The 26,659-nt window shown below is 37.4% G+C and carries 17 protein-coding genes, 5 pseudogenes and 1 riboswitch; of the genes and pseudogenes, 10 read left to right on the top strand and 12 right to left on the bottom strand.

Annotated features, from left to right (window positions below; genetic code table 11):
• Positions 1-282 precede the first annotated feature (282 nt).
• The 5 genes and pseudogenes from ACFIK4_RS07510 (at position 283) to ACFIK4_RS07530 (ending at position 4,010) form a co-directional block, all read left to right on the top strand.
• Positions 283-675: a Fur family transcriptional regulator gene (locus ACFIK4_RS07510; protein ID WP_375629863.1), complete on the top strand. Its 393-nt coding sequence runs from the start codon at positions 283-285 to the stop codon at positions 673-675.
• A gap of 173 nt (positions 676-848) precedes the next feature.
• A pseudogene (locus ACFIK4_RS07515) lies at positions 849-1,006 on the top strand (HlyD family secretion protein); the annotation flags it as partial.
• Positions 1,003-1,146: pseudogene (locus ACFIK4_RS07520) on the top strand (transcriptional repressor); the annotation flags it as partial. The pseudogenes ACFIK4_RS07515 and ACFIK4_RS07520, both read left to right, overlap by 4 nt.
• A gap of 173 nt (positions 1,147-1,319) precedes the next feature.
• A complete protein-coding gene (locus tag ACFIK4_RS07525; protein WP_375675659.1) occupies positions 1,320-2,414 on the top strand; it encodes an HlyD family secretion protein in 1,095 nt (364 codons plus the stop codon).
• Between the two features lie 24 nt (positions 2,415-2,438).
• Positions 2,439-4,010 carry a DHA2 family efflux MFS transporter permease subunit gene (locus ACFIK4_RS07530; protein ID WP_375621613.1) on the top strand — a complete coding sequence of 524 codons (1,572 nt, stop codon included), beginning with the start codon at positions 2,439-2,441 and terminating at the stop codon, positions 4,008-4,010.
• A 1,085-nt stretch (positions 4,011-5,095) separates the two neighbouring features.
• On the opposite strand, the gene ACFIK4_RS07535 is transcribed toward ACFIK4_RS07530, so the two are convergent.
• The 3 genes from ACFIK4_RS07535 to ACFIK4_RS07545 form a co-directional block, all read right to left on the bottom strand.
• Positions 5,096-5,680, bottom strand: a complete 585-nt coding sequence (locus ACFIK4_RS07535; RefSeq protein WP_375675662.1) for a GNAT family N-acetyltransferase — start codon at positions 5,678-5,680, stop codon at positions 5,096-5,098.
• A 74-nt stretch (positions 5,681-5,754) separates the two neighbouring features.
• On the bottom strand, positions 5,755-6,888 hold the full coding sequence (locus ACFIK4_RS07540) for a type III PLP-dependent enzyme (protein ID WP_375613635.1): 1,134 nt from the start codon (positions 6,886-6,888) through the stop codon (positions 5,755-5,757).
• A 1,684-nt stretch (positions 6,889-8,572) separates the two neighbouring features.
• Entirely contained in the window at positions 8,573-9,490 is a 918-nt protein-coding gene (locus ACFIK4_RS07545; RefSeq protein ID WP_375613636.1) for a rhodanese-related sulfurtransferase, read from the bottom strand.
• A 115-nt stretch (positions 9,491-9,605) separates the two neighbouring features.
• Between ACFIK4_RS07545 and eda the strand changes: the two genes are divergently transcribed.
• Positions 9,606-10,271: a bifunctional 4-hydroxy-2-oxoglutarate aldolase/2-dehydro-3-deoxy-phosphogluconate aldolase gene (eda, locus tag ACFIK4_RS07550; protein WP_375638779.1), complete on the top strand. Its 666-nt coding sequence runs from the start codon at positions 9,606-9,608 to the stop codon at positions 10,269-10,271.
• On the opposite strand, the pseudogene ACFIK4_RS07555 reads toward eda, so the two are convergent.
• Positions 10,250-10,683, bottom strand: a pseudogene (locus ACFIK4_RS07555) (ferredoxin--NADP reductase); the annotation flags it as partial. The gene eda and the pseudogene ACFIK4_RS07555 sit on opposite strands and share 22 nt — an antisense overlap.
• 34 nt (positions 10,684-10,717) lie before the next feature.
• On the bottom strand, positions 10,718-11,545 hold the full coding sequence (locus ACFIK4_RS07560; protein WP_375612296.1) for a ferredoxin--NADP reductase: 828 nt from the start codon (positions 11,543-11,545) through the stop codon (positions 10,718-10,720).
• A gap of 809 nt (positions 11,546-12,354) precedes the next feature.
• Between ACFIK4_RS07560 and alr the strand changes: the two genes are divergently transcribed.
• Entirely contained in the window at positions 12,355-13,470 is a 1,116-nt protein-coding gene (gene alr / locus ACFIK4_RS07565) for an alanine racemase (protein WP_375612295.1), read from the top strand.
• A gap of 1,530 nt (positions 13,471-15,000) precedes the next feature.
• On the opposite strand, the gene gcvP is transcribed toward alr, so the two are convergent.
• Genes gcvP through gcvT form a run of 3 tightly spaced genes read right to left on the bottom strand, consistent with a single transcriptional unit; the run spans position 15,001 to position 19,289 of the window.
• On the bottom strand, positions 15,001-17,796 hold the full coding sequence (gene gcvP / locus ACFIK4_RS07570) for an aminomethyl-transferring glycine dehydrogenase (RefSeq protein ID WP_375675671.1): 2,796 nt from the start codon (positions 17,794-17,796) through the stop codon (positions 15,001-15,003).
• A gap of 5 nt (positions 17,797-17,801) precedes the next feature.
• On the bottom strand, positions 17,802-18,170 hold the full coding sequence (gene gcvH, locus ACFIK4_RS07575) for a glycine cleavage system protein GcvH (RefSeq protein WP_375638777.1): 369 nt from the start codon (positions 18,168-18,170) through the stop codon (positions 17,802-17,804).
• Positions 18,171-18,176: 6 nt separating this feature from the next.
• Positions 18,177-19,289: a glycine cleavage system aminomethyltransferase GcvT gene (gene gcvT, locus ACFIK4_RS07580; protein ID WP_375675667.1), complete on the bottom strand. Its 1,113-nt coding sequence runs from the start codon at positions 19,287-19,289 to the stop codon at positions 18,177-18,179.
• A gap of 136 nt (positions 19,290-19,425) precedes the next feature.
• Positions 19,426-19,523, bottom strand: a riboswitch (glycine riboswitch).
• A gap of 446 nt (positions 19,524-19,969) precedes the next feature.
• Between gcvT and ACFIK4_RS07585 the strand changes: the two genes are divergently transcribed.
• The 3 genes and pseudogenes from ACFIK4_RS07585 to ACFIK4_RS07595 form a co-directional block, all read left to right on the top strand.
• A complete protein-coding gene (locus tag ACFIK4_RS07585; protein ID WP_375610818.1) occupies positions 19,970-20,632 on the top strand; it encodes an LON peptidase substrate-binding domain-containing protein in 663 nt (220 codons plus the stop codon).
• A gap of 13 nt (positions 20,633-20,645) precedes the next feature.
• A complete protein-coding gene (locus tag ACFIK4_RS07590; protein WP_273791466.1) occupies positions 20,646-20,852 on the top strand; it encodes a Trm112 family protein in 207 nt (68 codons plus the stop codon).
• Positions 20,853-23,443: 2,591 nt separating this feature from the next.
• A pseudogene (locus ACFIK4_RS07595) lies at positions 23,444-24,113 on the top strand (portal protein); the annotation flags it as partial.
• A gap of 157 nt (positions 24,114-24,270) precedes the next feature.
• On the opposite strand, the gene ACFIK4_RS07600 reads toward ACFIK4_RS07595, so the two are convergent.
• From ACFIK4_RS07600 to ACFIK4_RS07615, 4 genes and pseudogenes are all read right to left on the bottom strand, one after another.
• Entirely contained in the window at positions 24,271-24,594 is a 324-nt protein-coding gene (locus ACFIK4_RS07600; protein WP_015856199.1) for a helix-turn-helix domain-containing protein, read from the bottom strand.
• Between the two features lies 1 nt (position 24,595).
• The gene (locus ACFIK4_RS07605) at positions 24,596-24,946 is read right to left on the bottom strand and encodes a type II toxin-antitoxin system RelE/ParE family toxin (protein ID WP_273783835.1); all 351 of its coding nucleotides are present in this window, start codon (positions 24,944-24,946) and stop codon (positions 24,596-24,598) included.
• A 489-nt stretch (positions 24,947-25,435) separates the two neighbouring features.
• Entirely contained in the window at positions 25,436-26,215 is a 780-nt protein-coding gene (locus tag ACFIK4_RS07610; protein ID WP_375675669.1) for a hypothetical protein, read from the bottom strand.
• A 98-nt stretch (positions 26,216-26,313) separates the two neighbouring features.
• A pseudogene (locus ACFIK4_RS07615) lies at positions 26,314-26,659 on the bottom strand (hypothetical protein); the annotation flags it as partial.

Genomic DNA, 26,659 nt, shown 5'->3' on the forward strand with positions numbered 1-26,659 from the left:
TTTTTTTTAAATAAAATAACCCAAACTTTACCAATAAAATATTGAACAAAAAATCCTATTTCAAAACATTATTGGAAAAATAAGAAGCGTATAAAACTTTCATGCCTGATAGCGGCGGCTTTCAGATTATAATACCCTCCCCTCACAACGATTGTAACTTTTCTTACATATCGCAAGGATGTCATGTAAAAGGCTAAAGATAGAGTACATATTATATAATCACCATTGCATAAATATCTTACACGCTTTATGCTTTTCCATGGGAGCAAAAGGAAGATGTCAATGTCATCTAAACTGACGCGTAACCAAACATTGGTTTTAAATACTTTAAAAAATGCAAAAGGGCCTTTAAGTGCTTATGCGATTCTCAATCACTTACGCGAAGAAGGTTTTCGCGCACCTCTCCAAGTTTATCGTGCGTTAGAAAAACTCGTACAGTTAAAGTGTATTCATCGTCTTGAAAGTGTAAATGCCTTTATGGTCTGTTTACACCCTGAAAACTGTCAACATGAACTTACAACGTTTATAATTTGCGAAAACTGTGGCACAGTCAACGAAATACAAGATCAAACGATTGTATCAAGTTTAAAACAGATGGTTCAAGCGGTTGACTTCCAAGCACACAAAAGCACCCTAGAAGTACGAGGTCTTTGTAAAAAATGCGCAATAAAATAAGACATCTAACTTGACAATAAGATCTCTAACTTGCAAGTTTATATATTTAGCATTATGTAGCAGGGATCGCCTTATTGTTGGAAAAGCTTTTATCGTCCGTGCATATATCACCCTACCCTAGAGTGAGAGGCTTATTGTACTCGTTAGAACATAAATATTGAAAGTATAAAATCATGTCCGTATCTGAGACCATTTTTTCAACAAAAAATCTCGATAAAATGAAACAAAAAAAGTAATCAAGGCCCTTCTTATCGTCTTTGCGCTTTTTGTACTTTGGTTTAGCTATAAGTGGACGACGCAATGGTGTTGTATGCTGTCCACTGAAGATGCCTAAACTGTGGCACAGTCCACGAAATACAAAATCAAATGATTGTATCAAGTTTAAAACAGATGGTTCAAGCGGTTGACTTCCAAGCACACAAAAGCGCCCTAGAAGTACGAGGTCTTTGTAAAAAATGCGCAATAAAATAAGACATCTAACTTGACAATAAGATCTCTAACTTGCAAGTTTATATATTTAGCATTATGTAGCAGGGATCGCCTTATTGTTGGAAAAGCTCTTATCGTTCGTGCATATATCACCCTACCCTAGAGTGAGAGGCTTATTATACTCGTTAGAACATAAATATTGAAAGTATAAAATCATGTCCGTATCTGAGACCATTTTTTCAACAAAAAATCTCGATAAAACGAAACGAAAAAAAGTAATCAAGGCTCTTCTTATCGTCTTTGCGCTTTTTGTACTTTGGTTTAGCTATAAGTGGACGACGCAATGGCGTTATATGCTGTCCACTGAAGATGCCTATGTACAAGGAGATATAGCCGCTATTGCGACTAAATTAAATGGATATATTGAAAAAATTGCCATTAAAGCCAACCAAGTTGTAAAAAAGGACGATGTTTTATTTTACTTAGACAATGGTGATTATCAAATAGCCTTGGATCAAACAGAAGCGCATCTTGACACACAGAAAAAAACACTTCTACGCATTGATGCGCAAATCACAGCCGCTCGTAGTTCTTTAGATGATGCAAAAGCACAAAAAGCAGCCGCTTCAGCCATAGCAACCAATGCACAACTCACCTTAAAACGTGTAACAGAACTGAAAGCCAATCGTTATGCTCCTCAATCCAATGTTGATGATGCCAAATCCGCTTATGAACAAGCCATTGCGAATGTTAACAGAGCGGATGCAAAAATGGCTTCAGCACGTGCAAATATCCGAGTGCTAGAAGCGCAACGAAGTGAAACAGAAAGCGAAACAAAGAGTTTAGAGCTCTCGCGTAAAAAAGCACAACGTGATCTTGATTCGACCATTATACGCGCGCCATTTGATGGAGTTATAGGAAATTTAACAGCAAAAACGGGAGATTTTGTTGTAAATGGCCAACGTCTTGCGGCGTTAGTCCCCATACATGCACTTTATATTGAAGCAAACTATAAAGAAACACAGTTGCAAAATATTCATGCGGGACAAAAGGCTTATATTTCTGTTGATGCCTTCAAAAAGGAGGGCTTTACAGGAACAGTGCTTTCTATTTCACCGGCAACAGGTGCTGTTTTTTCTCTTCTTCCTCCACAAAACGCTACCGGTAACTTTACAAAGATTGTCCAACGCATTCCTGTACGTATTTCTATTCCAGAAGAAGTCTTAAAGACCGGACATATCCGAGCAGGAATGAGTGTTTCAGTAGAAGTTGATACACGTACAAAACCACAAGATAAAAGTCTCTTATAATAACAAGCAAATGACCTCATTATTATGACATCTTCAATACCAAAGCCCATACAGTCTCAAGAGCGCATAGAAATCCGTAGCATTGTGATTTTCATAGTTATGGCCTTTGGCATGTTCATGGCCATTTTGGATATACAAATCGTTGCCTCCTCTTTAGCCGAAGTTCAAGCTGGTCTTTCTGCGAGCTCTGAAGAAATTTCATGGGTTCAAACCTCCTATCTCATCGCTGAAGTCATCATGTTGCCCCTTTCTGGATTCTTAGGAAGATTGCTTTCAACACGTGTTTTCTTCACCATATCAGCGATCGGGTTTACGATTACTTCTGTTCTTTGTGCAACAGCAACATCTATTGGAGAGATGATTATCTACCGTGCATTGCAAGGTTTTATTGGTGGAGGAATTATCCCAAGCGTTTTTGTCGCCTCTTATGTTCTTTTTCCTCCTTCCAAACGCCCAATTGTTACCCCTATTGTTGGACTAGTCGCAACATTAGCCCCCACTATTGGTCCAACGGTCGGAGGTTATCTTTGTCATATCTTATCATGGCACTGGCTTTTTCTCATTAATGTGCCTTTTGGGATTATTATTTCAATTCTCGCTTGGAAGTTGATTGATTTTGATAAAGCAAATCCATCTCTCATGGCTAAATTTGACTGGTTGGGGCTCATTTCTATGGCTGTTTTTCTAGGAACTTTAGAGTATGTACTAGAAGAAGGCGCACGTCATGATTGGCTGAATGATAGGCTGGTTCGGAATTTATTTATTATCATGATTCTTGCTGCCGCCTTGTTCTTCTGGCGTGCTTTTACAGCAAAAGAACCCATTGTAGATCTCTCTACTTTTTCTAATTTTAATTTTTCAGCTGCATCCATTTTTTCCTTTTCACTGGGTATAGGTCTTTATGGACTCACGTACCTTTATCCTGTCTATTTGAGCCAAATCCGCCATTACGATGCCCTTATGATTGGAGAAACATTGTTTCTTTCAGGATTCGTCATGTTATTAACGGCTCCCCTTGCAGGATTCCTTTCAGCACGAATGGATGCACGTGTAATGATGGCAATAGGACTTTTTGGTTTTGCAATAGGCACTTGGATGGCAAGCACTATCACAGATAAGTGGGATTTTTGGCAGCTTTTTTGGCCGCAAGTTTTCCGTGGTGCTTCTGTAATGTTATGTATGGTTCCTATTAATAATATTGCATTGGGAACACTCCCACCAGAACGAATGCAAAATGCTTCTGGACTCTTTAATCTCACACGGAATCTAGGTGGTGCTGTGGGACTTGCCATTATCAGCACGCTCATGACAAAACGCACGGACTTCCATTATGAACGAATAGCCGAAACCCTTAACCACGCAAACAGACAAGCAACTGAAATGCTTTCAAAGCTTATTTTATTATTCAAAACAGAAACCTTTGATTCCTATACCCTGGCTCTTTCTCAATTGTTTAATATGGTACGCATACAAGCAATGATTATGGCTTTTAGTGATATTTTCTTTATCATAACCATCATCTTTGGTGTTTTGACATTTATGACCATGTTTCTCAAAAAAATACCACCTCTCATGGATTCACCACCAAATCACTAAGCTTAATTAAAATTGAGAAATATTTTTTATCCTTATCACTTTCCTCGCTTCCTATGCACTTTATCTTTTCTCAAGAGACAGTATAAATAAATACGTGATTCTAAATGATTCTTCTGATAAAAATTCTTTTCAATGCGGGCTCTTTACGCACTTTTAAAATAACGTCTCGCATACAAAAATTGTTTTAGATGATAGGTAAACAACGATCTTACCTAACGCGCTCCACACTATAAAGATAAAGCAGCTATTTCTATAAGATTTTTGATTTATCACCATAGGGCACAAACGATTAAAAGATTCTTTGCCCTTTACTCTTTTGAGTCTTACAAGAATATTCATAAAAGATTTATGATTCTTGTGATTTTTATTCACACACCTATTTCTCTTATAATGTGTAGGACAACGTTTTTTGATTCTGAATGCAAAATTTTACATGAAAAAATCATTTTGTATTTGATCCTCTCATGCCAATTGCAAAACGATTTACCTTTATAGCAAAAAAGTAATGACATATTTTTTTTCAAAAAAGCTGCTTTTGAACATGTAATTTTATTTTTTTACACTCTTTTAAAAAAGCTGATACCTATAATTTTGATTCTACTGCTGTATATTTTTCTTTCTTAAGCCCCTTCTCTTTCAATAAGCGCTAAAATTGTATAAAATTTCTCAAAATATCTCTCTATTGAATCAATCAAAACCATTCCCTTGCACATAAAAAGCAAAGAAAAAAACTGTTTAAGAAAAAAGTAAAATATCCAACCATTTCGATACAAGATTTATCAACGATATTGAAAACTGGAAAACTGTATGATGATAGCGACTTTAAAAGAACACAAGACAACTCAAAAATCCGGTTCCTTCAGTATTATAAAATAAGACACTATTTCAAAAAATGAGCTTAAAATATATTCTTACTCACTTAACTGAAATTATCAAAAATAAGAAACCAGCCCCATAAAGAAAAAGCCATATAATAAAATCGCAATACAACTCCCCAAAACTTTGTACCGCTAAATACCTTGGCACTGTCAAAACGGTATGCTCTTCTCAATGGCAGCTGCTGAAAAACGAAATAAACACTATCTTCAAGCGACTTTATGATGCTGAAAACGATTTGAAACTTCTCGTTCTCCACTAGGAACCAAAGTGCCATAACACCCAGAAAGATAATGTGGTATCAGTTCCAACGCTTGAAAGCGATGTTTTTCGTAAGGACCAGGCATTGCCAAATTTTCTGTTAAACTATTTGAAAAGCCAAAACGTTGATAAAATTCAAAATCCCCTACCAGCAAAATGGCGCCATATCCCAATTTTTTTGCTGTTTCAATTGCATGGCGGACTAAAATTGATCCTATTCCCATACCAGCACATTCAGACGCAACAGCCAAGGGGCCTAAAAGTAAAGCATGTTGTGTTTCATTTTTTTCTTTAGAAAAAGAAACATGCCAAAGACGGACACTTCCCACAAGCTCTCCAAGCACATTTTTAACCACAAAAGAGAGCCCTTGAGCAGCCAAACGACCACGACGTAAAACCTCTGATGATTTACGTTTACGTCCATACCCCATCATTGAATCAAGCAAATTTTCTCGATAAGGCTTATCGGCTTCTTGCTCCAATAAAAGTGTAAAACATGCCCCATCTTTTGTTTGAAAGTTCATCATGTTCATCTCTATAACCGCCCTCTTACAGCGCCATGACGAGCATAGCAAAAAATCTAAAAAACTATAGTTAAAAGGAAATGTCAGATCACATATGATCGTAAAGGCTCAAAACCATTAAAAGCAACCGATGCGTAAGTTGTTGTGTAAGCACCCGTTCCATGAATCAATATTTCATCTCCTATCGTTAGGGATAGAGGAAGCGGATAAGGTGTTTTTTCATAGAGAACATCTGCCGAATCGCATGTCGGTCCAGCCAAAATACAAGGCTCCATCACCTTATCATCATGAGGTGTCTCAATAGGATAACGAATGGCTTCATCCATAGTCTCAGCAAGACCATTAAATTTCCCAATATCAAGATAAACCCATCGTACATTATCGTTATCAGCTTTTTTAGATATTAGAACAACTTCTGTACGAATAACACCAGCATTGCCAACCATCGCACGTCCTGGCTCAATAATCGTCTCAGGGATACGATTACCAAAATGCTTTTTCAATGAATCAAAAACTGCTGTACCATAAGCTTGTTCTGTAGGGACATCTTTCAAATAACGCGTTGGAAAACCGCCCCCCATATTCACCAACCTTAGTGAAATGCCTTCTTGTTCCAAACGCTTAAAAACTGTAGAAGCATCCGATAAAGCACGATCCCACGCACTCAAATCAACCTGCTGAGATCCAACATGAAAAGAAACACCATAGGCTTGCAAACCCAATTGGTGTGCCCGTCTTAGAACATCAACCGCCATATCTGGAACACAACCAAATTTGCGTGACAATGGCCACTCTGCACCTTTGCCATCGGTAAGAACACGGCAAAAAACACGTACTCCTGGAGCAACACGCGCAATTTTTTCCACTTCTTCAACACAATCAACAGCATAAAGTGAAACTCCCAATGCATATGCTCGTGCAATATCACGCTCTTTTTTAATCGTATTTCCAAAAGAAATACGCTCTGACGTTGCTCCTGCTTTTAAAGCCATTTCAATTTCTGCAACAGAAGCCGCATCAAAAGAAGATCCTAAAGAACTTAGCAAACGCAAGATTTCAGGAGCTGGATTTGCCTTTATTGCGTAAAAAATACGAGACTGCGGCAGAGCTTTTTCAAAATTTAAATAGTTATCACGAACAACATCAAGGTCAACAATTAAGCATGGACCTTCAGAACGATGTGTTGCAAGAAAATCGCGAATACGTTGCGTTGCCATCTGCAATTCTCCTTGAGGGAACGCTCCCCCACTCTATGCTTAGACAGCCAAAGCTGCCAAAAGCTAAAGGACAAAAAACACACAACAACCATCCCCATTCTGATTACAAAAAACCAGAAATTAGCATTGCATGCTGCGAAAGAACAGCGCGAAACCGCGTTATTCTATTTTATCTGCCTTTTTGATTGGAGTTGAGAAAACCACTTCCGCACTGAAGGCAATGAGGTGTGCCTCTATAGTTATCCCAGCATTTAAAAGCTGGAAGACACCAGAAAGGCCCGCACCGTCGTTGCTTCAAGATGTCCTCATTCTTGCAATTGGCTGTAAGAATGACTGGAGCGGTTAGTTCCAGGTACCGTACCGGTTAATCTCACCATTTGAGAACCAGCGGACACCCACAGGCACGTGCGACTTTGGGCAAGGCATCCTATAAAACGAATTCTTTCTCATTTCAATCATTTTTTTAATTTTAAACATTTTTTAATTCTTAAAGATAAAATGATGCGAAAAAACAACACTCTCCCCCAGACAAAGCCATCCATCCGCTTTCATGAGATCACACCCTTACATTATCCGTACAACATAAATCACTGTCTTGCGTTTAAAGCCCCTCGTTTCTTTACCCTATTCTATCTCCTAATATCTGCAGCAGAAAATAACGCAAATAAATTACTCAAAACATTAATTTATAATGATAATTTATTATTGTACCCTTAAACAAAAATCCCATTATAAAATCCTCTTATTTCAACCCTCTTACAATGAATCAATTAAAATCATTCTTTTGCGCATCACAAATAAAAAACAATTGAAAAAAGGAGTACCTCTTATATATCCTCTCAAATGCAAAGATGACCAACATTGAAGACTGAGGATAGTAACGACTGAAGCACCATAATCTTTAAAGATAACGTGTCCTTCCCCCAACAAAACACCATTATCTTTCTCATTTACATCCTAAAAAACATCCCTACTTCCACATTCATTTCACAGCATCGCTTAAGCAAAATATCATGAAGAATTCCCCGTATAATATAGCTTGTATGATATAGATCAACTACATCTCACCCTCTTTATACTTATGAAATTAAAAACAAACGCTCCCATTCTATCTGCCAACTCCCAATATTGCAGAAACTCCTACATTGAAATGTTTCATAACACCTTATCTAAAATGATTTTTGTCCACACGTTGCTCCCATTTGCAACGTACAAGTGAATGAATTTTACGCGATTCGTTCTCATCTAATCTGAAAGCAACAAAGTTCACAATATTGAACTCTTTTATTCAAATGAATAATAAATTATCATTATAAATTAATGTATTATATTAAATTCTGAAATCATAAACTCCTATTATCATTTTATTTTTCCACCTAGCATCTGCTTTTTAATCACATCTTATTCATACGCTTTTCTCTTAAACTATAATCTCCCTCCTCTGCGCTGTTGGTGAACGGCTTTTCTATTTTAAAATGAAAAGTATTTGAAATACTCAATCCTATAAAGTCAAAGAAAGTAAACAATCTATAATGATTACTTATAAGTCAAATAATTTAACATAAACAAAAAGACCGAATAATATCCGGTCTTATAAAATATTTTTCTACTAATATTAAAAAACTCTTCTCTCTTAAATTTAAGAGAAAAACGCTACAATTTAAAGCCCTACACTGCGATATCCTTATGTCCCTTGATGAGAATCAATTGCACGCAACTTCAACAATTGAAATTGCCTATGGCGCTCACGAAAGCGCTCTCTATCGGCTTCACTACGCGTGTTATAACAAGCATCACAGGAAACACCTTCCTCATAATGAGGCGATAATTTGCTTTCAGCATTAAGAGGAGAACGACACGCGCGACATAATTCGCGTCCACATTCTTCAAGACCATGTTGAACAGAAACACGCTCATCAAAAACAAAACACTCACCCCACCATAAACTTTTCTCTTTTGGAATTTTTTCTAAATATTTTAGAATACCTCCTTTTAGATGGTAGACTTGCTCATAACCAAGATCACGAACATAAGCTGTTGATTTTTCACACCGAATACCACCTGTACAAAACATGGCAATTTTCTTTTTTTTCTTTAACTCAGCCTCATGTTTACGCACCCATTCAGGAAATTCGCGAAATGTTTTAATCTGCGGATCAATCGCTCCTTGAAAACTCCCTATCGCATATTCATAGTCATTCCGTGTATCGATTAAAATTGTCTCTTCATCTTGAATAAGAGCATTCCAATCTTCAGGATCGACATAAGTACCAACAACTTTTAGCGGATCAACCCCTTCAACCCCCATCGTCACAATCTCTTTTTTCAACCGCACTTTCATGCGATGAAAAGGCATTTTTGATGCCCATGAATATTTAATTTCCGGCGTTTGAAACGCTGGCTCAGCCGTAATAAAATCCACCAATGCCTCAATCGCATCACAAGAACCAGCAACTGTTCCATTAATGCCCTCTTGTGCTAAAAGCAGAGTGCCTTTGATATCCTTTGCTTGACATAAATCCTGCAAAGGTTTTTGTAATTGATGATAATGCTTCAAATCTGCAAAGCAATAAAGTGCAGCAACTTTAAAATTCTTTTCCATGTGTTTTGCCATAACGCGCGTTTCATTCAATTTCAAGATTTATTCATGTACTCTTTAACATATTGTGCTTAATCAAACGATACAAATAATATCATCTCCAAGAAGAAAAAATATCATGTGCCAAAAAAGAGAAAAGCTTTTATTATATCTCCAAGGACAAACTGTTATACCTGTTTTACTCATTGACAATCTACAAAGTGCTGTACCCTTAACACGCGCTCTTGTCAAAGGTGGATTAAAAACAATTGAGATCACCTTGCGAACACCAAATGCCCTCAAAGCAATTCAGAAAATTACACAAGAAGTCCCTGAAGCAATTGTTGGAGCCGGCACAATTCTCAACACAACACATTACGAAAAAGCCGAACAAGCTGGAGCCAAGTTTATTGTAAGCCCCGGATTATCCAATGAACTAATCAATTGTGCAAAAAATAGTGAAATTCCCCTTCTTCCCGGTGCAATGACCCCAAGTGAACTCATGCAAGCATTAAACAAAGGCTATTCATATCTTAAATTTTTCCCTGCTGAAGCTACTGGGGGTATTTCCTTCATCGAAGCTTTAGCATCTCCCTTCTCTGATATCCGGTTTTGCCCAACAGGCGGTATTACACAAAAAAGTGCAACACAATGGCTCCAACTGCCCAATGTCTTCTGCGTTGGAGGTTCTTGGATAGCGCCCCAAAAACTCATTGCAATAAGTGATTGGGATTCGATTACTGCATTAGCATATACCGCATCACAACTTCCCTCTCCCTCGAAAAAAGCTCTTTCTACAATATAATGTAATGTGCAAGAATATCAGCCCCTTCAACAAGACCAAAGCTTTCACACATCCTTGCGCAATCTTTTAACATCGTCATAAAACCATAAATCATCACCCGATCTTCATTAGGATGAATTTTGCGAGTTCTATTGTTTCAAAGCCGCTTGTTTCAAAAAAGCACCACTCTCCATAACAGTCGTAATACGCCCCATATGCTCAGAAAGCTCACGAGTGGTCATAGGATAAAATTTCAGCTGTTGTGCATATGCCCCACAATGAGTGGATCTTATTGCAAAAAGGAAACAAGATCTTTTGCACAAATTGACTCATTCTTTTCGCGCGTTATTTAAATAAGAACAACTTCTGAAAATTTTTCATAAATGTCAGGCTCACGAATAAAGCTTGCAAAAGAAAAAAAAACCGTACCGGTTTGAAAGAAGATAAAGCATCAACTTTCCCACTCATTACTCCACAAAAGCGCGCTCTACAACATAAGTAGCAGGAGCATTATTGGCCCCTTCAACAAGACCAAAGCTTTCACACATCCTTGCGCAATCTTTTAACATAGCCATGGAACCACAAATCATCACCCGATCCTCATCAGGATGAATCTTAGGAAGGCCTGTTGTTTCAAAAAAGTCCCCACTTTCCATCACAGTTGTAATACGACCCATATGCTCAGAAGCTTCACGAGTAGTCATAGGATAAAATCTCAACTGTTGTGCATACTCTCCAATGAGTGGATCTTGTTGCAAAGAGGAAACAAGATCTTTTGCATAAATTAACTCATTTTTTTCGCGCGTTGTTTGAATAAGGACAACTTCTGCAAATTTTTCATAAGTTTCAGGATCACGAATAAGGCTTGCAAAAGGAGCAATCCCCGTCCCAGTTGAAAGAAGATAAAGACGTTTTCCAGGAATAAGAGCATCAAGCACCAGCGTTCCTGTAGATTTTTTACGCATGAGAACTGTATCACCAATTTTAATTTTTTGGAGATGCTCGGTTAAAGGTCCCCCTGGAACTTTTATCGAAAAAAACTCAAGCTGTTCATCCCAAAAGGGACTTGCAATCGAATAAGCGCGATAAATCGGCTTTTCTGCATTTGGCAAACCGATCATAACAAACTCACCCGAACGAAAACGAAAACTTTCCGGACGATTCAGACGGAATTTAAATAACCGATCTGTATAGTGACAAACCTCTTGGACAGTAAGGGCGAACACATTCTCAGGAATCGGAAAATTTGCAACGCTGCTGATGCTTGACGGAACATTGGTAGCAGACGTATTCATACTCTTCCCCATATCTTTATTGAACGTTAAATTTCGAATCCTTGACGTGATATAGTACTTGCACAACCATCTGCCAACAATTTTCTCAACACAAAAGCCTCAAGGTTAACACTTTTATGTCAAAATTAAATAAATGAGTCTAGCGCGCTCTATAAGCGATAAAATTGATTTCACTTAAAACCAATCAAAGACTAGAAAGTAAATACTGGATACCCAATCCATCTTGAAAACAAATAATATCCAAATCAACGAGTTTTCTAAATCAACAGTTTTTAATGTATCAAAAAGTGTTTACACACTGTTTTCCATTCAATAAAAATAATTTTAAGTGCATGAGACGACATCCAAAATTGCACAGATGAGTGATCTTCCCCCTCATGGTAAAAAACTTGTAATACATTGACTTAACGTGGTTAATTTAATCATTTTACCTTCTCTAAATAAGAAGCCAATGCAATATTTAATCACAACAATCACACCAGCAATAATAGTCTAACATTGCACTCTTCAAAATGATACAATACAATAAACTATGTTTATTTTTTTATATGCCTAAACGAGGAAAAATAAGTAAAAAAGTCTATGTTTTACAAATCATTAGAAGATACCATGTTGATAACAACACAAATAAAACTAAACTATCTCTTATATCTAGAGTACCATTTTACATAAAAAACGACTTTAATGGCAGCATAGGCTTCTTAATGATTTTGACCATAGCAAATAGTGTCTTTCCCCTATATCGTAAAGAACCTCAATGAAACAACCAAAAAAACTCCGTATTTCACGAACACAGATAAGCTTTTAAAATGAACAAATCCGTTAATGATGAAATAAATACATCACTCTATACAGCTGTAGCAACCATCGATGTCAGTGCCATTGTTGCCAATTATATTACTTTAGCCAAACGTGTAGCTCCAACACAATGTTCAGCAGTTGTAAAAGCAAATGCCTATGGATTAGGAGCTCACAAAATTGCTCCTGCCCTTTATCAAGCTGGTTGTCGCACTTTTTTTGTCGCCCAAATCAGAGAAGCACTCCAATTAAAAAGCATTTTACCATCAAATGTCACAATTGCCATTCTGAATGGACTTCCACACTTAGCAGAAGAGTTTGTCGCACAATCTGGTATTGTTCCTGTTCTAAACTCTTGGAATGCCATTGAAAATTGGCAAAAAATTTGTCAAAAAAAAGATAAAAAATTTCCAGCAATTGTTCAAATCGATACCCATATGAACCGATTAGGACTGGATCAAAAAGAATTACAAAAACTCATCAAACACCCTACAATTTTCGAAAAAGCAGAAATAAAATATATTCTTAGTCATCTTTCTAACGGAGAAGATGATACCCACCCATCAAATTATGCCCAATTGACTTCTTTCAAAACGATCCTTGCGCAATTGCCTGCTTGCAAAGTTTCCTTTGCCAATTCTGGAGGTATCTTTCTAGGATCAGATTTTTATTTTGATCTTGTTCGTCCAGGCATTGCACTTTACGGAGTTGATCCGCGGGGAAAACACCCATCACCTTTGAAACCTGTTTTAAAACTTGAAGCCCAAGTCATTCAAAGCCGCGTTGTTGATATAGGAGCACCTGTTGGTTATGCAGAAAGCTTTATAACCAACAGACCAAGCACTCTTGCAACCATTTCTATAGGCTACGCAGACGGCTGGCTCCGTACTCTTTCGAATAAAGGAACTGTTTATTTCAACGGGCACAAACTTCCCATGGTTGGGCGGGTTTCTATGGATTCCATTATTGTAGATACGACCGATCTTGAACAAAAACCTCAAACTGGTGACTGGGTAGAACTCATTGGTCCCCATCAAACACTTGAAAAAGTATCTATAGATGCCGATACCCTTCCCAATGAAATTCTAACATCTCTTGGCTCCCGCTATAAATACATTTACACATAAAAACTCTTTAAAAAAATAAATTGATAAAAATCATCATTTTAGAAAATTGAGGGGCTTTTACAAAAGATTTTACAACAATCAACCACACAGAATGGTCATAGACACCGTACATTCACAGAAATCTCAAAACAGACAAGTTGATGGACTGTTTTATGGAAGTAGCTTTCACCTAAAATACAAAAACTTAGCCTTTCCCCATAAATTGACAAAAAAGAATCTACTACAAAGTTTTTAAAATTAATTTCCCAATTAAAATCATTCGCTTGCATACCACAAGCTGAACTATGTGTAGATAAAAATGATTTAAGAAAAGAATAATGCCTCTTATGAACCATAGTGCCAAGAGCTATAACATTAGGCGCTGGCAAAGTGTATGATAGTGCCCAGCTTACTCCGTTATGAAGCGTAAAGATAGTGGGGAATCAATGGATTTACCCTTACACCATTCACGAGCGCCGTCGCGAAATGGGATTGGGAGCGAAGTGTCTCTTTAAAACAAACACGTGAATTAACAACTCAAGTATATTCTTTTTGGAGCGTTCTGTTTTACATGAGGATCATTCCCCCACTAAAGAACACAATAAATATAAAGTATGGAGCAATGTGTAATCCCCATTATTTAAAAAACATTGCTTTAAATGCTTTTGAAAGCCATAAAGCTGAATTAAGAGGAGATGACAAACTGAGGATTGATTTTCACCTTACGGCTTTACATTTTCCAAAATAAGATTGTCTTCCAGTTTCAAAGATTACGTCAACAGAAATACGCAATCCCCGCCCTCATCTGACAGACAAAAGCAGGAACTACTCATAAAGCTCTTTTTTTCTCAATCTCTGGCTCAAGACATGTTGCTGCATTAAGTTTGGATGTTGATTTACAGGCAACAGCTAAAGCACACGAGCTCTTAGGAAAACAGCGCCGTAAAGTCACAAACTGACTTGCAATGAAGTGGAAAGATGTGCCGGCTTTTATAAGACCCCTTGTAAAAAAAAACATAATACATTTGGCTTTGCGTTTGCTCATTCTGACAGGTGTTCTTACATATTTTTTCGTCATATTTACAAAAAGCAGATTAAAGAGAAATATTTAGACAATTCTTGACTCGAAAAGATGCAACAACAGAGTTTCGCGTGTCTTTATCATCAAAAACATTAAATTTGATTTTATTCTTTCTACAACCCGTCGTCGTCACCTTAGTGAGAAGTAGTATGTCACAACACATGCAACAGACGTGCCCCTATCCTCATAGGTTTTCACTCTCGTTTACATGAATTAGCTGGCTAAACCGATGCCGACTAGTCAAAAACCATGTCATACGGTAGAATGCAAAGGAGAGCATGCCTATTGCCGACAAAACACAGCTTTTTGTCGACTTTTTCGATTTTGCTCATGTTATAAAAAACAATGCAAAATTCTAGAAAATAGACAAATAATTCCATAGTAACATGATCAACAAGTACAAAACCCACACAAAATGTGTGGGCTTTTTTCGTTCATGCAAATAAACAAATTAAATATATATTTGTTATTTAATAGGTATTTCCCAATGGTGGACACGAACAAATGAGCATTCTGTCTCCCGCAACATTATCAATACGCGATACAGGAGGCCAATATTTATTGGCTGGATCAAGAGAACTGTTGGGAAAAGCAGCTTCTTGTCGCGAATAGGGTCGTACCCAAGCATCATCTAAAGTATCAGCCACTGTATGAGGGGCATTCACCAATGGATTATTGTCTTTTGGCCAAACCCCATTCCCAACTTTTTTCGCTTCTTCAGCAATAGAGAGTAAAGCATCACAAAAACGATCAATCTCTGCTTTTGGTTCTGATTCCGTTGGCTCAATCATTAAAGTTCCCGGAACAGGGAACGACATCGTAGGCGCATGGAATCCATAATCAATGAGACGTTTTGCAATATCATCAACACTCACCCCATACTGCTCTTTCAACACGCGTGTATCCACAATACATTCGTGAGCAACACGTCCATGCTTGCCCCGATAAAGAATGGAATAAGCAGCTGAAAGACGTGCAGCAATATAATTGGCATTTAAAATGGCTATTTGTGTTGCATATTTTAAGCCATCAGCCCCCATCATTCGAATATACATCCATGTAATTGCAAGAATAGACGCACTTCCATAAGGAGCAGCAGAAACCGCATGTGTTGTCCTATCCTGTTCATGACCTGGTAAGAATGGTTTGAGATGCACTGCAACTCCAATTGGTCCCATACCAGGACCACCACCACCATGAGGAATAGCAAATGTTTTATGAAGATTCATATGACAAACATCAGCGCCAATATCCGCAGGACGAGCAAGCCCCACAAGGGCATTGAGATTAGCACCATCAAAATAAACTTGTCCGCCATTTTCATGAATAATAGAACAAATTTCCTTAATGCTTTCCTCGTAAACACCATGGGTTGAAGGATAAGTAATCATAAGAGCAGCCAATTTATCTTTATGCAATTGCGCTTTCATCTTGAGATCGTCTACATCAACATCACCATCGCTTAAACATTTTACCACAACGACTTCCATCCCTGCCATATGAGCCGAAGCTGGATTGGTACCATGCGCAGATGCAGGAATAAGACAAACTGTACGTTGATGTTCTCCTCGTGATTGGTAATATCGTCGGATAGCCAAAAGCCCAGCATATTCACCTTGAGCACCAGAATTTGGCTGAAAAGAAACTTGCGCAAATCCTGTAATTTCACACAACCACGCATTTAACTGGTTGATCATCTCCAAATAACCCGCTGCATCCTCTTGTGAAACAAAGGGGTGTATATTGGCCATGCTCGCCCAGCTCACAGGCATCAATTCAGCAGCTGCATTAAGCTTCATTGTACAAGAACCAAGAGGGATCATAGCGCGATCCAGCGCCAAATCCTTATCCGCTAAACGACGCAAAAAGCGCATCATATCTGTCTCTGAATGAACAGCATGAAAAAAAGGCTGAGAAAGAAAAGCAGCATCCCGTTTTTTTCCAAAGAGTCGTGGAGAAACCTTATCAAAGAGTTGTGCCCCCAAAAGCTGCGCTAAAGCACCAGCATCTTCTTCTGTTGATAATTCATCAAAATTGATTGCAATAGTGTCATCATCGAGAACACGAATAAGGCGCCCACCTATTTTGGCTTGATGCGCAATTTCTCGCGCTTTTCCCTTAACAGAAATACTCACACAATCAAAAAAGCTTTTCCCTTCAACATGAACCCCTGCTGCTTCTAAACCAGCAACAAAACGACATGTTAAATGATGAATTCGCTGCGCAATTTCTTGTAAGCCTTTTGGCCCATGCCAAACAGCATAAGCGGTTGCCATATTAGCCAACAAAGCCTGCGCTGTACAAATATTTGACGTCGCTTTATCGCGCCGAATATGTTGTTCACGTGTTTGCAAAGCTAAACGAAAACCAACGCGTCCTTTGGTATCCACGGATTGACCAACAATACGCCCTGGAATAAGACGCGTTAACGCATCACTCACGGCAAGGTAACCAGCATGTGGACCACCAAATCCCATCGGAACGCCATAACGCTGCATAGAGCCAACAACGATATCTGCCCCCCATTGAGAAGGTGGCTCCTGAAGGGTAAGCGCTAAAGGATCAGCTACAACGATAACGAAAGCTCCCTTTTCCTTTGCCTCTTTTATAATCTCACTGTAATCATGAAAAGAGCCTTTTGTATCTGGCCAAGACAAAACAATTGCCGCTGTATCAGGATCAATTTCGCCATTTTGGCTAATCTGAATCCCTTGTGTTTCAGCACGCGTTTGCGCAACACTCAAAGTCTGAGGATGTAAAAGACTCTGAAGAGAAATTTTTGTTTTTTTCTCACGGAAAAAGCGAACAGCAAGGGCATTGGCTTCAGCTAAAGCAGTTGCTTCATCAAGAAGGGAAGCAGCAGAAACAGGCAAACCTGTTAGTTCACTAACCAATGTCTGAAAATAAAATAAAAGCTCTAAACGACCTTGGCTAATTTCTGCTTGATAAGGCGTATAAGCAGTATACCAAGCAGGATTTTCAAACAGATTTCGTAAAATAACCGGAGGCACATAAGTTCCATGGTATCCTTGCCCAATAAAACTTTTGTGCACATGGTTACGCTCCATCATCTGGGAGAGTTCTTCCAAGGCTTGTCCTTCACTAGCAGCCTCTGGAAGATTCAGTGAACGTCCCAAATGGATAGAGTGTGGAACAGCTTGAGAAATAAGTGCCTCAACACAATCAAGCTCTAAAACATCAAGCATTTTTTGTGTTTCATCAGGACGCAGCCCAATATGTCGAGAAGAAAAAGAACGCTCGATCATGGTACTCATCCAATCAAAGCTTTATAAGCATCTTTATCTAACAACCCCTCCAGTTGTGTCTCATCCTGCAATGTCATTTTCCATAACCAGCCTTCTGTTTCGGGTTTCTGGTTTACCAGTTCAGGATTATCAGCCAAGGCTTCATTTATTTCGACCACTTCACCATCAAGAGGAGCATAAACATCTGAAGCCGCCTTCACTGATTCTACAACAGCCGCCGCCTCTCCTTTGGAAAGTTTTGTTCCACTTTGTGGTAAATCAACAAAAACCAAATCCCCTAATTGCTCTTGCGCATAATGCGTAACCCCAACAGTCACCATTTGCCCTTCAACGCTAAGCCATTCATGGTCATGTGTAAAATAAGTTTTAGACATAAAAAATCATCCTTTAAAATAACGTTGTTCAACAAAGGGAAGAGAATGAACTGATAATACAATCTTTTTGCCTCGCAGTTCTGTAAAGACTTGTGTCCCTTCAACTTTAAAATCAACTGGAACGTAACCCATCGCGACAGGACCATCAAAAGAAGGACCAAAACCACCTGATGTTACAATGCCAATCTCATTACCTTGATCATCAAGAAGCACCGCACCGGCACGAATAGGTTGACGCGTTTGCGGTTTTAATCCAACACGACAACGAGCCGGTCCTTTTTGCAGTGCTTCAAGAAAAGCCTTTGCACCATAAAATTGTGCTTTTTCTCGAACACTTTTAGGAACAGCCCATGTTAGAGCCGCATCAATAGGTGTCGTATCAGGGGTAATATCATTTCCATGCAAACACAGCCCCGCTTCCAACCGCAAGCTATCGCGTGCGGCAAGTCCAATCCACTCAACACGAGAATCACTCAGCAATTTTTCAGCCAACATATGCGCATGCCCTATAGGCAAAGCAATTTCAAAACCATCCTCTCCCGTATAACCAGAACGCGTTATAAACCAATCCTGTTGTGGTTCGAATCCTTGCATAAAGAACAATTCATTCCCTGGTAAATCGGCATCAGCAAGAACAGCTGCCGCTTCAGGACCTTGAAGCGCAAGCAATACCCTTTCAAGGGCAATCACTTGACATTCAAAATCAACCGCACGCTTTTCTAATTCTAAAAAATCAGCCTGTGCATTCCCAGCATTGGCGACCAACATAAAACGACCCTCTTCCAAACGGGTAATGATAAGATCATCAAGAATACCAGCCTGCTCATTAAGCAAATAATTATACCGTGAATGCCCAATCTTTAAAGCTGCTGCATCAATGGGAAAAGCATAGGACAAAAATTCCACAGCTTGTGCCCCTTCAACCGCAATCAATTTCATATGAGAAATATCAAAAAGTCCTGCATGTGCACGCGTATGAAGATGCTCTTTTAAAACGCCAAGAGGATAAGTTAAAGGCATGTTCCAACCCGCAAAAGCACCAAATTTTGCTCCTGCTTTTTCATGCAAATCATATAAAGGAAGTGTTTTTAAAAAAGATGTTTCTTGTGCTGTGCCCATAATAACTCCAAAGCTGCGCTAACGCCCACAGAATATGGCCGTCTCTGCCCCCTCTGTCATCAACCTGAGAGACTCGCGAAAAGATTTTTCGCTTACACCTTCGGCGCGGGTTCTCCCGACTTTCCAGATCTGCCTTCTTCCTTTTACGGTCCTTAAAGCCTGAGAGATTATGGGCTATTTCCCCTTCGGCGGCAATGCGAAAATTTGCAATCTGCACTCTCCCGCAAAAGAATGAAAGAAACGATAACGCTCTTTCCAGCATATTTAAACCTATAGCCTATCTTCATCACACTGTCATTAGTAAAGTGATGAAAATGTTCTCATTTTAAAACTTGCATAAGCTGCTTCAAAAGATTTATAATATTATCCTTTTGAACCTTACAAAAATTGCAAGCAACACATTTTAGGAAATTTAAGACAAAAATCAAAAGCTATAAACAAAAATACCTCTTGAAAATCATGCAAAACGTCACACACTAAAAAGATCGCAAAGCAATATTCTTTCGCGCGCAGTTCAACCTTAAAGATAGGGTTTCATATTCTTTTTGAGAATAAGGACTTCAAATATTTTATAAGTATGATTTTAATGCACAAGAAGTAGGTTTTCTGCTTTCTCAATAGTGTCATAAATAGCGACTATTTACAGACTAAAATTACCGAACAAAGGTGACAAAATACTCATGAAAGCTGGTAATATCTCTTACAATTGCGAAAATGATCTTCCAAAGCAAATTGCTCTTTTTCCTTTAGAAGGTGCACTCTTACTACCCGGTGGTTTTTTATCACTCAATATTTTTGAACCAGAATCACTTGAAATGATTGAAAATGTTATGGTAACTGATCGTCTATTGGGCATTATTCAACCACTTTCATCGGATACAGATCGCTTCTCTACACAACTTTATAAAACAGGCTGTATAGGGCGTATTACAAACTACAGTGAAACAGGAAACGGACAACTGTTCATTATCTTACAAGGTGTTTGCCGCTTCACTTTAGAACAAGAATTGAAAAACACAAAATCCTATCGAACAGCTCTCATCCAATCAAACATAAAAGACTTGCAAGAATTTGATATTGAAGAAAGCATTAACCGAGAGAACTTACTCGACGTTGTAGAAAAATATCTAACCATACATGAAATGGAATATAATTGGAGCAGCATCATAGAAGCCCCTACACCTATATTGGTTAATGCTTTTTCAGCTCTTATCCCCTTTACACCAGCAGAAAAACAAGCTCTCCTTGAAGCTCCAGATATCGAAAGCCGTGCCCAAACTCTTCTTGCATTAACAGAACGCTCGCTCATGAAACAAACAGGAACAGATTACCGCTTAAACTAATGAATGTCCAAACATGAAAAAAATGACCACAGATCCCAAAATGCTCGAATTGCTCGTCTGCCCAATGACGAAAGGCACGCTCTCTTTCAACCGAAAAACACAAGAGCTCATTTCTCTCAAAGCCAAACTTGCCTACCCTATTCGTGATGGCGTTCCCATTATGCTTGCCTCAGAAGCGCGCCCTTTGCAAAACAATGAAGAAATAACGCATAAAAAATAAAAAATCCTCATGCAATTTCCCTCTACAAGCCCACTGTTATCAAGTCTCTATCAATATGATATCTCAATATTTACGATTTCTGAAAAAAGAACTTTACAATAAAGATATTTATATCGCTTTACACCTTGTAACAAAAGCCAAAAATATCATCAGATTCTCTCATTCCAGCCTGTTCATACTGAAGCAATCAAAACCATTCGCTTGCACCACACAAGCATCTGAATAAAAATGGCTCTTATGAACTTCTTAAAAGCAAGAATTATAATAACATTTTGAACCAACTCAGGTAAATGAAATTTATTATATTAAACATAAAGATTGTTATATTTCATGGACTTTAATTTATACTATTTACGAACAACATATTTGAGATACCTCGATTTAAGATGAATAAAAACGACAAGTTATATCATCTTATGTATACCATATCGGGACAAGAATATTTATCTGTTTATGTACTCTTCAAAGCGGGAAAACAGCCTAATTTGGGGGAGAAAACATAAAATCGTAAAGGAGAAAATCACCCCATTACCTTGCCATCACCCTTTAATTTCGCTTTACAATTTTTACAAGTATCTAAAGTATCTCAAGCAATATTTTTATGTATAATATACGCATTAATTACGTGAAAACTTGAAACAACAAACAAGAAACACTGTTGTAATTTCAATTGACGATTGAAAGTAATTGCCTTATGAAGGAGGCTTGTGTTTTTGGTTGTATACGCGACAATCAAATAGGGTCTGGAAGCCCGAAAAACTCAAACTAGAAATAAAACCGCTTTTGCGGATATCCCGGAATTTCCGGGGGCTCTTGTTATGTCCAAGTGCTTTCAGCACTAAAAGCAAGGGGCTGTTTTGAGTCAGCACTTCCAGACCCCGGAAACGCTTATTCCATAAAAACATAATAAATTCAGTGTGTTATATGCAATTATTTTATAAGAATCCACTTAAGAATCCATACTTTTATACGTGATTCATTTGACCATTTTTTATATAAGATTGCCATGTATGAATAGACCATAAAAAGCAAATCATGATGCAAATATTATAACGCATGTGTGTATTCAAATGAAATGAAAAGCCGATATCATTCATAACAGTTTATAAATTTTATGATACGTTTTTATCACAGCACAAATCACATTGTTAAAAATTTAGTCGTTTGGAATATCGATAATATACGTTTAAAGATCACATCTTGTTTTAATAATTGGATTGTTAATCGCATGATAAAAACAAAATTATTGGTTCCCAAAATTGGGAAGCAAAAATCTATATCCCTTATAGCAATATTTTATTACCTATTAGAGGATAATCGTTTGAAACTGTTATAAGGTAAATTGTATCAAAAGATACGTATTTATAGAAAATAGAGATCATATAGTTTTCCCCAAAATTGGGAAAAACCTTAAAATGGCATTAAAGCAATTAACTGTTTGAAGCATTCATAAGCTTATAGGTTTAATTCATAAAGATTGCACAAAGGATTTAAAGACAAGATTGATTTTATAACCACGGTATTTTTTACCGAGGTAGAAAATAAAGGTCATGAAATTTAAAACATTATATCTTATGAAATCAAAAGCTTTTAATGAATATAGTGCATAGCTAGTTTTGAAGAACGCAACTGTATTCGCTTCCACAAAAAAATGGAAGCGAACAATGCCATAGCAGTAGAATTACTATCTACTTTAGACTTGATACTAAGAAACGTTTTAAAAGTTATAGTTTAAAAATACGCTTATGAGACCCTTTCTAAATGAACGTTTAAACGTTTGAAACTGATGTTTATAACAGTTTTTAAAGCCTTGCATTTGATAAAAGCGGTTGTTTGTTGTCTTTATGAGAGATTGTTTTAAAAACCAATGCTTGTAAATGTAAAAACCGTTTTGTTAAAGCTACCGAGCATTTTGATTTGTTTGATACGTTTGATAGCCATAACAAGCGTTTTATAGGCTCTCTCATTCAAATNTTCCATTTTTTTGTGGAAGCGAATAGTTCCATTCTTAAAGACTAGCCTGCAATCTATTCATTAAAAGGCTTTTCATTTCATAAGATATAGCATTTGAATTTCATGACCTTTATTTCCTACCTCGGTAAAAAAATACCGTGGTTATAAAATCGATCTTGTCTTTAAATCCTTTTATGCAATCTTTAAAATGTTCGGTGTTATGATGATGCTGTTATGACAGCTCTCTATTTTGCGCTCGCCAATTTTGGCGAATGTTAATTTGCTCTTTTATGTGATTAACAATCCAATCTTTAAAACAAGATGTGATCTTTAAACGTATGTTATCGATATTTTCAAACGACTAAATTTAAAACAATGTGATTTGTGCTGTGATAAAAACGTATCATAAAATTTATGAACTGTTATGAATGATATCGGCTTTTCATTTTATTTGAATACACACATGCGTTATAATATTTACATCATGATTTGCTTTTTATGGTCTATTCATACATGCCAATCTTATATAAAAAATGGTCAAATGAATCACGTATAAAAATGTGGATTCTTAAGTGGATTCATATAAAATAATTTCACACAACCTATTGACTTTATTTCATTTTTTGATATGATAGCTTATCAGTTGGTACAAAGAAGATGTTGAGCATGTGAACAAATGGCGCGAACATGCAAGAGAGGATTTTCGATTTTACAATGGTGATCAGTGGAATGAGGCTGATTTAGCGGCGTTAAAAGAGCAACGCCGCCCCGTTATGACGTTTAACCGTATTGCACCATTGGTTAATGCCGTTGTGGGTTCAGAGCGTAACAATAAACGAGAGGTGCAATTCATTCCCCGTCAAATAGGCAAGGCATTGCCAAGTGAATTGCTTACAGGAGCAGCGGAATGGTTTCGCGACATGGCACATGCTGAATATGCAGATAGTGATGCTTTCCAAGACGCTGTCATCTGCGGCATGGGCTGGACCGATACGCGGCTTGATTATGAGAACAGTATAGATGGTGAACCGGTTATTACGCGTTTAGACCCACTGAAAATGGTCTGGGATAGTGCGGCAGTGCAACCGAATTTAACCGATGCACAACGTTTGTGGTATGTAGACCGCAAGCCGTTAGAAGTAGCTAAGCAGATGTTTCCCAAATCTCATTGGACAGAGCTGAGTGCGGATTGGGCGCGTGATGGGAGCTCTCATGAAGGCATTCATCATAATGATCTTGAAGCTTACGATGATGAGAAGGGCATTGATGTTGAAAACGGTCGTCGGATGGTTACACTTGTTGAAGGGCATTATAAACAAAAATACAATAAAGTCAATAGGTTGAGTGTAATTATCTTATATGAATCCACTCAAGAATCCACACTTTTATACGTGATTCATTTGACCATTTTTTATAAACAATTGCCATGTATGAATAGACCATAAAAAGCTAATCATAAAGAAGTTTAAGAAGAAAAAACAACTTCAAAATGTCCTTCAAGCGTTTTAACTTCTTTCGGATTAACAATAATCTTTATATCGTTTCCCAATTTTGCCAAACACTCAAGCATTTTCATTTCACTAATTCCTCGAAATTCTCCACTTAAGAGTTTAGACAGTTTTGGTTGAGTCATTTTCAAAAGTTGACTAGCCTGTTTTTGTGTTAAGTTCTTTTCTTTCAGAATTTGACTAATCTTATGAGCAAGTTGCGCTTTGATAAGCATCTCTCTGGAATCTGAAAAGCCAAGATCCGCATAAACATTGGAACTACCGTGAAAAACATTGATCATTTTAATTCCCTTCTAATTGTTCTACTAACTTGAGACGTTCTTTAATCAGATTAATGTCTGGTTTTGGTGTTGCAATGCCACGGGTTGATTTTTTCTGAAAACAATGCAACACATAAAGAGATTTTTTATATTGTATCGTATAAACAGCGCGATAAGTTCCTTGAATATCGCGTTCAATAATTTCTAGAACATTGGCAGATCCAAACCCCTTGAGAACCTTAACATTTTCTCCTCTATCTCCTATCTGAGCAAGATAAAGAGCATAACCAATCCTTTGTTGAATAAGATCAGGAAGACTTTTTATATCTTTGAGTGAAGAACCAAGCCATATGATACGTTTTATTTTACTCATGATTATTAATATACCCATATGGGTATATTTTCAAGTGGTTATTCTAATTTTGTGATTTTTTAATAACTATTATTAATAAAATTGACTTGATAAAAATGGTAACAAAAAACCATAATTGTTTATTTATCTTATGAAAAGCTGCTTTGTAAAAACCAACGCTTCCAAATGTAAAAAGAACGTTTTTTACAGATATTTATTGAATATGCATTTGCTTTTGATTGGATTGTTAAAGCTACCGAGCATTTTGATTTGTTTGATACGTTTTCATATCTCTCATAGAGCGCTTGCAATATGATACGTTTTGTATATATGCATTCATTACTCCATTGTGGATGATTATTTTTCTATCATTATAATCGTTATTTGAAAGCCGCGTCATATCACTTGATACGGCTTTTTTTTATTTTACTCTCTCTTTTATGATATGTTTATAGCAATGCATTTTATATGCGTTTATAACCATAAAGAATGCACACCCCATGCGTTTTTTTATTCTGTTTTATCAGTTATATTGACAACATTATCCCTTTCATAAACCTCACAATTTTTTGGAACCAACCTTACTTTGCTTTTTTTATTGATTTTTGCATTGCCATAAGCACGCCCCCAGATCGTTGCACAATATGAGATTTTTGCATTGCCATAAACAGAGCCATAAATCTCACAAGAGCCACTCACACAAGCATTCCCATAAACCTTGCCATAAATCTTTGCACGACCATTAATAACAGCATAATTATAAATTTTTGCATGGCTATAAATACAAGCCAAGCCAGAAACCTTGGCATGACCATAAACGCGTGCATAACTAAAAACCGTAGCATCATAAGAAACATGCGCATGGTCATAAATATGAGCATCAGCAAGAATGCGGGCACTACCATTCACATGAGCATTACCATAAATATTGCCATAAACATGAGCATTGCCATAGACAAAAGCATGGTCATAAACTTTAGCATATTGAGAGATAAAAGCTTTTCCATAGACCTCAGCATTGCCATAAACTTGACCACAGACTTGAGAAAAATGGCGTATTTTTGCATTTTCATACACTCTTGCATGACCATAGACACAAGCCTCATCATACACCCAGCAATTACCATCATGGGATAGGTTAACTTCCTTTTCAATAAAGCCGCCTAAAGACCCCGCCTTTACATCATCAAAATCTTTTAAAGCTTTAATGCGATAAAGGTTTATAATATTTCGAGTAAGAGCATGTTTGATTTTTTTGATTTCACTGGTTAATTCGTATTTTTTGCACATAGAGATACCCTCACAATTTAATGTGATAAACATTTGATAAAATTTGAAATGGAAAAATTGGGTTGGAAAGCAGGCGCCCCCGCCGCGCCCGCGCGTCTTTACGCAGCGTTATTTTCAATAATCTTTACAACGGTATCGTTTTCATAAATTTCACAATCTTCAGGAATTCCATATGCATAATAAAAGTTTTGTTTGACATATGAATAACCATCTCTTTTTAACCTTGCATTGCCATGTACCAAACCTCTAATGGTGTGATAACCAGTCACTTTTGCATTCCCATAAACAGAACCATAGACCTTAACATACCCACCCACGCTAGCATTGCCATAAACCTTGCCATAAATTTTAGCAGCGCCACTAACAACAGCATGATCATAAACCTCAGCCTTGCTATAAATGCGTGCACTTCCTGTTAATTTTGCATTCCCATAAACCCTTGCA

The organism is Bartonella sp. AP9QHHD (assembly GCF_042195625.1).
In the GTDB taxonomy this organism is placed as follows: Bacteria; Pseudomonadota; Alphaproteobacteria; order Rhizobiales; family Rhizobiaceae; genus Bartonella.

Excerpts from the sequence above, each read along its gene's own strand:
- ACFIK4_RS07590 (WP_273791466.1), top strand. The coding sequence starts at position 20,646 with ATGAAAAAAATGACCACAGATCCCAAAATGCTCGAATTGCTCGTCTGC.
- ACFIK4_RS07530 (WP_375621613.1), top strand. The coding sequence starts at position 2,439 with ATGACATCTTCAATACCAAAGCCCATACAGTCTCAAGAGCGCATAGAA.
- ACFIK4_RS07610 (WP_375675669.1), bottom strand. The coding sequence starts at position 26,215 with ATGTGCAAAAAATACGAATTAACCAGTGAAATCAAAAAAATCAAACAT.
- ACFIK4_RS07560 (WP_375612296.1), bottom strand. The coding sequence starts at position 11,545 with ATGAATACGTCTGCTACCAATGTTCCGTCAAGCATCAGCAGCGTTGCA.
- gcvT (WP_375675667.1), bottom strand. The coding sequence starts at position 19,289 with ATGGGCACAGCACAAGAAACATCTTTTTTAAAAACACTTCCTTTATAT.
- ACFIK4_RS07600 (WP_015856199.1), bottom strand. The coding sequence starts at position 24,594 with ATGATCAATGTTTTTCACGGTAGTTCCAATGTTTATGCGGATCTTGGC.
- gcvH (WP_375638777.1), bottom strand. The coding sequence starts at position 18,170 with ATGTCTAAAACTTATTTTACACATGACCATGAATGGCTTAGCGTTGAA.
- ACFIK4_RS07525 (WP_375675659.1), top strand. The coding sequence starts at position 1,320 with ATGTCCGTATCTGAGACCATTTTTTCAACAAAAAATCTCGATAAAACG.
- ACFIK4_RS07535 (WP_375675662.1), bottom strand. The coding sequence starts at position 5,680 with ATGAACATGATGAACTTTCAAACAAAAGATGGGGCATGTTTTACACTT.
- eda (WP_375638779.1), top strand. The coding sequence starts at position 9,606 with ATGTGCCAAAAAAGAGAAAAGCTTTTATTATATCTCCAAGGACAAACT.
- alr (WP_375612295.1), top strand. The coding sequence starts at position 12,355 with ATGAACAAATCCGTTAATGATGAAATAAATACATCACTCTATACAGCT.
- ACFIK4_RS07545 (WP_375613636.1), bottom strand. The coding sequence starts at position 9,490 with ATGGAAAAGAATTTTAAAGTTGCTGCACTTTATTGCTTTGCAGATTTG.
- gcvP (WP_375675671.1), bottom strand. The coding sequence starts at position 17,796 with ATGATCGAGCGTTCTTTTTCTTCTCGACATATTGGGCTGCGTCCTGAT.
- ACFIK4_RS07585 (WP_375610818.1), top strand. The coding sequence starts at position 19,970 with ATGAAAGCTGGTAATATCTCTTACAATTGCGAAAATGATCTTCCAAAG.
- ACFIK4_RS07510 (WP_375629863.1), top strand. The coding sequence starts at position 283 with ATGTCATCTAAACTGACGCGTAACCAAACATTGGTTTTAAATACTTTA.
- ACFIK4_RS07540 (WP_375613635.1), bottom strand. The coding sequence starts at position 6,888 with ATGGCAACGCAACGTATTCGCGATTTTCTTGCAACACATCGTTCTGAA.
- ACFIK4_RS07605 (WP_273783835.1), bottom strand. The coding sequence starts at position 24,946 with ATGAGTAAAATAAAACGTATCATATGGCTTGGTTCTTCACTCAAAGAT.